Origin of the sequence: Pseudomonas arsenicoxydans, assembly GCF_006438915.1 — a bacterium.
Lineage (GTDB): Bacteria > Pseudomonadota > Gammaproteobacteria > Pseudomonadales > Pseudomonadaceae > Aquipseudomonas > Aquipseudomonas arsenicoxydans_A.
On the sequence record NZ_RCZE01000022.1, the window covers coordinates 42056 to 49784 of the forward strand.

Sequence of the window (7729 nt, forward strand, 5' to 3'; positions counted from 1 at the left end):
CGAGCAAGCCCGCTCCCACATTAGAGCTTCAGTGCACACAGCATTTGTGAACGACCGAGATCAAGTGTGGGAGCGGGCTTGCTCGCGAAGAGGCCCGCCCGGACAACATCAATGCCGGATCAGTTTGCTCTGCAATTCAGCACTCGATACCTGATCCAGCTCCATCCAAAAATGCTGCTTGCCGGCAATCTCCGCCGCCGCCGGCAGCCCATCGCGGTACACCAGCCGATTACTCGCCAACGCCGGCACCTTCGCCCCCGGTAACAGCGTCCCGGCCAGGTTCAGCGGATCAACCCCGCACACCGCAACCAAACTCCCGTCATGCGGCCGTCGGCGTATTTCGCGCAGCAACGGAATCGCCTCAGGCAACGCAAACTGTTCACCGGCCAAGCCACTGACAAACCGCCCTCCGCGTATCTCGCCCCGCGCCTCCAGCCGATGAAAGGTGCGCAATAATTCGCGCCAGCTCGGCAGCCAATCCGCCTCACGTTCCAGCAAGCGCCAGAACACCACGCCGTAGCGTCGCAGCAAGGTCATGGCGATGTGTTCCAGTGTCTCGGCAGGCGTGGGCGCAGCACGTTTGTTATCCACAACCGGCGCGGCAGGACCGCGGCGCAACAAGGCCCAGCGTCCGGCATCGTCCATCCCGCCAATAAAGGCCCCGCGACCGCGTCGGCTGCTGCGATTCTGGCGTTTGCTGGCCGGGGTGATCAGCGCCCGCAAGCCGGCGAAGCTGTCGGCATTCACCAGCCCGGCGCCGACCAGTTCCTGCAAGGCGATTTCCAGTTCCGCGCGCAGCAGGTGAGCTTCGTGAATCAGCTCATCAAAAAACAGCGCGCCGTGCTGGCTGAGCGCTTGGTGAACCTTTTGTGTTTTGGGCGACAGTTCGCTGACCGCCGTCTGCTCGGTCAGGCCACTCCACAAGCCGACCTGACTGCGAGGCAGCAGCAGAATCGGCGTGCTGCGCAGTGCCGTGCTTGCGCTTTTGTTGTGAGCGGTCAGACGGGTCCAGACCAGTTTGCCGCTGCGGCACAGATCATCCAGCCAAGCCGGTGAATAGTCTTTGATCCGCGCCGGCAGGATGTCGCTGTCCCAGGCCGATGCCGCGGCGGGGTAGCCTTCGAACTGACTGATGATCGCCGGCAAAACCGCGTTGCCCTGGCCCTGAGTCGCCGACGACAGGTGCTGCCAGTCGAACAGAAAACGCATGAAGTCCTGCAACGCCACCGGCTCGATTTCCCGGCGCAAACGCTTGACGGTGTAGCGGTGAATGCGCGCCAACAGATGCCGTTCGCACCATTCCTCATCACCCGCATCCGGCGTGAACCGGCCGCGCAACACATAGCCTTCGCGTTCCAGTTGTGCCAAGGCCTGGGTGACCGGATTGGCCGCTAATCCAAGCGACTCGGCAATCGCGGTGAGCGGCAACGGCCCGAAGGCGCTGAGCCGAGCGCGGATCACTTCTACGGTGGCTTCGTCTGGCACCCAGGCCTCATCGAAACCGGGCAACGCTTGCAGCGCCGGCAACAAAGTGGCCTGTGGATAAATCGCCTGCAAGCAGGTCAGTCGCTCCAGGGCCAGCCACAACGATTGCCCGGCGTTGACCTGCAAGCGGCTGGCGCGACCGCTGTGGGCCAAGGCGTTCAGCCAATCAAGCCAGTGCGCATTGGCCTGTGCCTCGGCATCGGTAATGCACGCAAGGCTCATCAACGCCTCATGCATTTCATCGACGTCGGTGGGTGTCGGCCAGGCCTCGTCGCGCACCGCTTGAATCGCTTCGGCATCCAGCGCGCCGAGGTCGCCGGTCGACTGTGGGTCGGTCCAGCGGCGGTTGAGCACCGCTTGCGTGCGCCGCTCTTCCAGCGGTGCATCGTCGAGAAAGGTGTAGGGCCGGGCACTGAGGATTTCTGCTGCCAGCGGGGACGGCGCCGGCAAATCGCGACTGATCAGCCGCACCTCGCCACGTTCCATGCGCCGCAACAGCGCCAGCCAGCCTTCGCTGTCCATCGCTTCGTGCAGGCAATCGTCGAGGGTCTGTTCCACCAGCGGATGGTCGGGAATTTCGCGCTCGCCGGCGAGGTTTTCGACGCAGGCAATCTGATCGGGGAAGACACTGGCGATCAAGTCTTCGCTTTTCATCCGCTGGATCTGCGGCGGTACTTTGCGTCCGCCTCTATAGCGCGGCAGGGCCAGGGCGACACCGGTATTCCAGCGCCAGCGCACGCCAAACAACGGCGCGTCGAGCACCGCTTGAATCAGGAGTTGTTCGGCGCTGTTGCTGTGCAGGTAACGCCAGACATCGTCGAGTTCAAAACTGTGGCTGGTGGACAGCGACAGCACGATCGCGTCTTCGCTGGCAGCGGCCTGCAATTCGAAGTTGAACGTGCGGCAGAAACGCTTGCGCAGGGCCAGGCCCCAGGCGCGGTTGATGCGGCTGCCGAACGGGGTGTGGATGATCAGTTGTGTGCCGCCGGATTCGTCGAAAAACCGCTCCATCAGCAGCGTGTCCTGCGACGGCAGGGCGCCGAGGGTCAGGCGCGCACGGGCGAGGTAATCCGCCAGTTGCTCGGCGCTGGCGAGGTTTAGGCCGAGGGTGTCGGTCAGCCAGTCGAGGGCCGGTTGCAGGTTGCCCGGTGTGGCGCCGAGCAGCTCGTCGAGGTGCGCTTGCAAGCGGGCGACCGCAAACGACAGTTCCGCGCTGCGTCCCGGCGCTTCGCCGAGCCAGAACGGAATGGTCGGCGGCTGCCCCTGAGCGTCTTCGACCCGGACCTTGCCGGTGTCGACCCGCAGGATCCGGTAGGAAGTATTGCCCAGCTGGAACACGTCCCCGGCGATGCTTTCCACCGCGAAGTCTTCGTTGACGCTGCCGATGTTCAGCCCTTGAGGCTCCAGTAACACGCTGTAGTCGGCGTTGTCCGGAATGGTCCCGCCACTGGTCACGGCGGTCAGCTTGGCGCCCCGACGACCGCGCAGGGTGCGGGTGACGGCGTCGCGGTGCAGGTAAGCGCTGCGGATGCCCTGGCGCCCGTTGTAACCCTCGGCGAGCATGTGCAGCAGCGCCTGATAATGTTTTTCGTCAAGTCCGGCATACGGCGAGGCGTTGCGAAACGTCTCCAGCAGCGCCTGCTCCGGCCATTCCTGGCAACTGACCTCGGCGATGATTTGTTGCGCGAGTACGTCCAGCGGCGCGGTGGGAATCTGCAACGTGTCGAGTTCGCCGCGCCGGACGCAATCGAGCAGCGCGACGCATTCGATCAGGTCGTCGCGGGTAGTAGCGAACAAGCGGCCTTTGGGCGTGCCGCCGACCTGGTGCCCGGAGCGACCGACCCGCTGCAAAAATCCGGAAATCGAGCGCGGCGAGGCGATCTGGCACACCAGGTCGACATCGCCAATGTCGATGCCCAATTCCAGTGATGCGGTGGCGATCAGCACTTGCAGGTCGCCGCGCTTGAGCCGCTGTTCGGCGTCCAGACGAAACTCTTTGGCCAGGCTGCCGTGGTGCGCGGCCACCGCGTCCTTGCCGAGGCGTTCGCTCAGGTGCCGGCTCAGGCGCTCGGCGAGGCGCCGGGTGTTGACGAAAATCAGCGTGGTCCGGTGTTCGCGGGCGAGGGCGGCGAGCCGGTCGTAGACCAGTTCCCAGACGTCATTGGCCATGACCGCCGACAACGGCACGGGCGGTACTTCGATGTCCAGGTCCCGTGGGCGGGCGTGGCCGATGTCGACGATCTCGCATGGACGGTCGCGGCCGACCAGAAAACGCGACACCGCTTCGATGGGTTTTTGCGTGGCGGACAGACCGATGCGCACCAGCGGTTTTGCGCACAGCGCCTGCAACCGTTCAAGGCTCAGGGCCAAGTGGCTGCCGCGTTTGCTGGCGGCGATGGCGTGAATTTCATCGACGATCACGGTGCGTGTAGTGCCGAGCATCTGCCGCCCGGAATCGGAGCCGAGCAGCACGTAAAGGGATTCCGGGGTGGTCACCAGGATGTGCGGCGCGGTCTTGCGCATGGCCGAGCGGTCTTTCTGCGGGGTGTCGCCGGTGCGCACGGCAGTGTTGATCTGCAATGGGGGCAAGCCCATCACGCGCAATTGCCCGGTGATCCCGGCGAGCGGGTTTTGCAGGTTGATCTGGATGTCGTTGGACAACGCTTTGAGCGGCGAGACATAAACCACGAGGGTTTCGTCGGGCAGCCCGTCATCGGTTTCCAGGCCTCGATGAACCAGATCATCGATGACCGCGAGGAACGCGGTGAGGGTTTTGCCGGAGCCGGTGGGTGCGGCGATCAGGGTCGAGCGGCGCTGGCGAATCAACGGCCACGCCCGGGCCTGGGCGGCGGTGACCGTCGGGAAGTTGCTGCTGAACCAGGCGCTGACGGCGGGGTGGAAGCCTGCCAGGGCGCTGTCCGTGGGGATTGGCAGATTCATGAAGTGATTTATGCGGGTGGGGGGATGAAGATGCAAGTACCGCTTAGGACCTTCGCCGACCTCCAGGGCCCCTTCGCGAGCAAGCCCGCTCCCACCTTTAATCTGTGTCATTCATAAATATTGAGTTCACTGCAGATCGAGTGTGGGAGCGGGCTTGCTCGCGAAGGGGCCAGTAGCCACACCAAATCCCTGGGATCTACACTTTACGGATGACGGTTGCGCACTAAACCCGCAAAATGCAACGATTCCGGCATCTATCAACGGCATTGCCCGCGGGCCGTGCCGATACAGCCATCGTTCCAATCAGACTGGGCCTGCTGACTCTATGCGAATGCGCCTTATGTTACTGGGCGGCGGAAATGCCCTTGGGCAGGCGCTGATTCGCCTCGGTGCGGAGGAAGACATCGGTTTCCTCGCCCCCCGCCCCCCGCAAGACGGCTGGGATGCCGCGAGCCTGACGCAGCTGCTCGACGACACCCGCCCGGACGCGCTGATCAACCTCGCCTATTACTTCGACTGGTTTCAGGCGGAGACGGTCAGCGAAGCGCGCCTGGCCGGGCAGGAGCGCGCGGTCGAGCGTCTGGCCGAACTGTGCCAGCATCACAACATCGTGCTGCTGCAACCCTCGAGCTATCGCGTGTTCGATGGCTCCCGTGCCACCGCCTACAGCGAAAAAGACGAACCGGTGCCGCTGGGCCTGCGCGGTCAGGCGTTGTGGCGCATCGAACAAAGCGTTCGTGCGACCTGCCCGCAGCATGTATTGCTGCGTTTCGGCTGGCTGCTCGATGACAGCCCTGACGGCACGCTGGGGCGTTTCCTTGCGCGGGCCGAAACACCCGACGAACTGCTGCTGGCCGATGACCGCCGGGGTAACCCGACCCCGGTCGACGATGCGGCTCGGGTGATCATCTCGGTGCTCAAGCAACTCGATTGTGCAGCGCCGCTGTGGGGCACCTATCATTACGCCGGGCATGAGGCGACCACGCCGCTGGCGCTAGGGCAGGCCATCCTGACCGAAGCACGCAGCCTGCATCCGCTGGCCATCGAAGCACCGACCGCCCAGGCTCATGCCGCGCGTCCGGATGCCGCCGAAGAGCCGCAACACGCGGTGCTGGCCTGCAAGAAAATTTTGCACACGTTCGGGATCAAGCCTCGCGCCTGGCGTGCTGCACTCCCGGGCTTACTGGACAGGTTTTATCGCCATGGCTGACGGACCCGTTTTAATCACCGGCGGCGCCGGTTTCATCGGCTCGCACCTGACTGATGCCTTGCTCGCCAAGGGTCATTCGGTGCGCATTCTCGATGACTTGTCCACCGGCAAACGCAGTAACTTGCCACTCGATAACCCCAACCTTGAATTGATCGTTGGCGACGTCGCCGATGCTGCGCTGGTCGCTCAGGCGATGGCCGGTTGCAGCGCCGTGGCGCACCTGGCCGCAGTGGCGTCGGTACAGGCCTCGGTGGACGACCCGGTGAAGACTCACCAGAGCAACTTCATCAGCTCGCTGAACGTCTGCGAAGCCATGCGCCAGGCCGGTGTCAAACGTGTGCTGTTCGCCTCGAGTGCGGCGGTTTACGGCAACAATGGCGAAGGTGAGTCGATCAATGAAGACACCGCTAAAGCGCCGTTGACGCCGTACGCGTCGGACAAGCTGGCGAGCGAGTATTACTTCGATTTTTACCGTCGCGAGCATGCACTGGAACCAGTGATTTTCCGCTTCTTCAACATCTTCGGCCCGCGTCAGGATCCGTCCTCGCCGTATTCCGGGGTGATCAGCATTTTCAGCGAACGGGCACAGAAAGGCCTGCCGATCACCGTATTCGGCGATGGCGAGCAAACGCGTGACTTCGTCTACGTCGAGGATCTGGTGGATCTGCTGGTGCAAGCCTTCGAAAAACCACAGGTTGAAGTCGGTGCGGTGAATGTCGGCTGGAACCAGGCGACCAGCCTCAAGCAAATGCTCCAGGCGCTGGAAGCGGTGGTGGGTGAGTTGCCGCCGATCAGCTACGGCCCGGCGCGTTCTGGCGATATCCGCCATTCACGGGCGAACAATCAGCGATTGTTGCAGCGCTTCAGCTTCTGCGAGCAGACACCGATGAGTGTTGGCCTGGCAAGGCTGTTGGGACGCTGAGTTTTCTAAAGCCACAAAAAAGGCGCCTGTTGAGGCGCCTTTTTTATGGGGACTTAGAACTTGTAACCCAGGCCCACCATGTAAATGAACGGGTCCACATCGACATTGACCTTGGCACGTGTGCCCGGCGCAATCGAGTTGTTCTCAACGGTCGCGGTGGTGTCGATGTCGATGTAGCGCACCTGGGCGTTGAGCAAGATGTTGTCGGTGATCATGTAGTCAGCCCCGACCTGAAACGCCAGGCCCCATGAGTTGTCTGCTTCGAAGTTGCTGAAGCCCTTGGCCTGGGCTTCGCTGCCGACGTGTTCGTCGTAGATCACGGTGTAGTTGATACCGGCGCCGAGGTACGGCTGGAAATCGGACTTCGAGTCCAGCGGGTAGTACACGACACTCAAAGTCGGCGGCAAATGTTTCAAGGTGCCGAGTTTGCCGTTGGCTGCGGAGCCGAGAGCAGTGCCTTTAAGTTTCACCTCATGCTCGAACGGGGTGGCCGCCAGCAGCTCGATGCCCCAGTGGCTGTCGAACATGTACGCGAAGTTCAGACCCAGCTGGGTGTCACTGTTCATGGTGGCTTTGCCACCCAGGTTGGTACCGGCCAGCGGGCCTTGATCGACCTTGACGCTGGAGCTGTCGGCTTTCGGGTTGACGGTAATGGCACCGGCACGAATGAGGATGTCGCCGGCCTCGAAGGCGTGGGCGAGCGGGGCTGTGAGCGCTAAGGCAAACAGCGAAGCGCTGAGCAAGGATTTGTGCATGGAGGGCTCCAGAGGACGTTAAAAATTTTCGATGTCCAATGGTACAAAGCGCTCTGTTCCGGTCTTTTGATGCAGCTCAATGAAACTGTGATGGGGTTGGTTTTTGTGTTGGCTCTTAGGGCCCCTTCGCGAGCAAGCCCGCTTGTGTCTTGCGCAGGAATTAGACTGGTGATGAGAGCGGTGAGTGGCAAGCTGAACGCCCGGAGTGCTTAAAGCACGTGTGGGAGCCCACGCTGCCATTCACCCCTCCACTCTGGTTATTGAGCCCGAACAGTTGAACGAGCCTACCTCGAACAGTTACAAGCGTGGAGCCCAGCCAGAGCGCTCTCACCTTTGAGTGTAAGAGGGTTTGGCTATGTTTTCCTGCGCAGGCATCGACGTTTCTAAAGACAACCTTGAAATCCGGATCAATCCGCA

General features: G+C 62.4%; 4 protein-coding genes. 2 read left to right on the plus strand and 2 right to left on the minus strand.

From position 1 onward, the window contains the following. Positions 1–108 precede the first annotated feature (108 nt). Positions 109–4425 (minus strand): DEAD/DEAH box helicase, encoded by a 4317-nt coding sequence (locus EAH78_RS30850; RefSeq protein WP_140671960.1) that lies wholly within the window; start codon positions 4423–4425, stop codon positions 109–111. Between the two features lie 325 nt (positions 4426–4750). Here EAH78_RS30850 and EAH78_RS30855 point away from each other — a divergent pair, with 325 nt between their 5' ends. Both EAH78_RS30855 and EAH78_RS30860 read left to right on the plus strand, forming a co-directional pair. Further along, positions 4751–5635 (plus strand): sugar nucleotide-binding protein, encoded by an 885-nt coding sequence (locus tag EAH78_RS30855; protein WP_140671962.1) that lies wholly within the window; start codon positions 4751–4753, stop codon positions 5633–5635. Then, positions 5628–6557, plus strand: a complete 930-nt coding sequence (locus EAH78_RS30860; RefSeq protein WP_140671964.1) for an NAD-dependent epimerase/dehydratase family protein — start codon at positions 5628–5630, stop codon at positions 6555–6557. Before EAH78_RS30855 ends, EAH78_RS30860 begins: the two co-directional genes overlap by 8 nt. Positions 6558–6610: 53 nt before the next feature. Here EAH78_RS30860 and EAH78_RS30865 read toward each other — a convergent pair whose 3' ends face one another. Then, positions 6611–7312, minus strand: a complete 702-nt coding sequence (locus tag EAH78_RS30865) for an OmpW/AlkL family protein (RefSeq protein ID WP_140671966.1) — start codon at positions 7310–7312, stop codon at positions 6611–6613. Between the last annotated feature and the right edge of the window lie 417 nt (positions 7313–7729).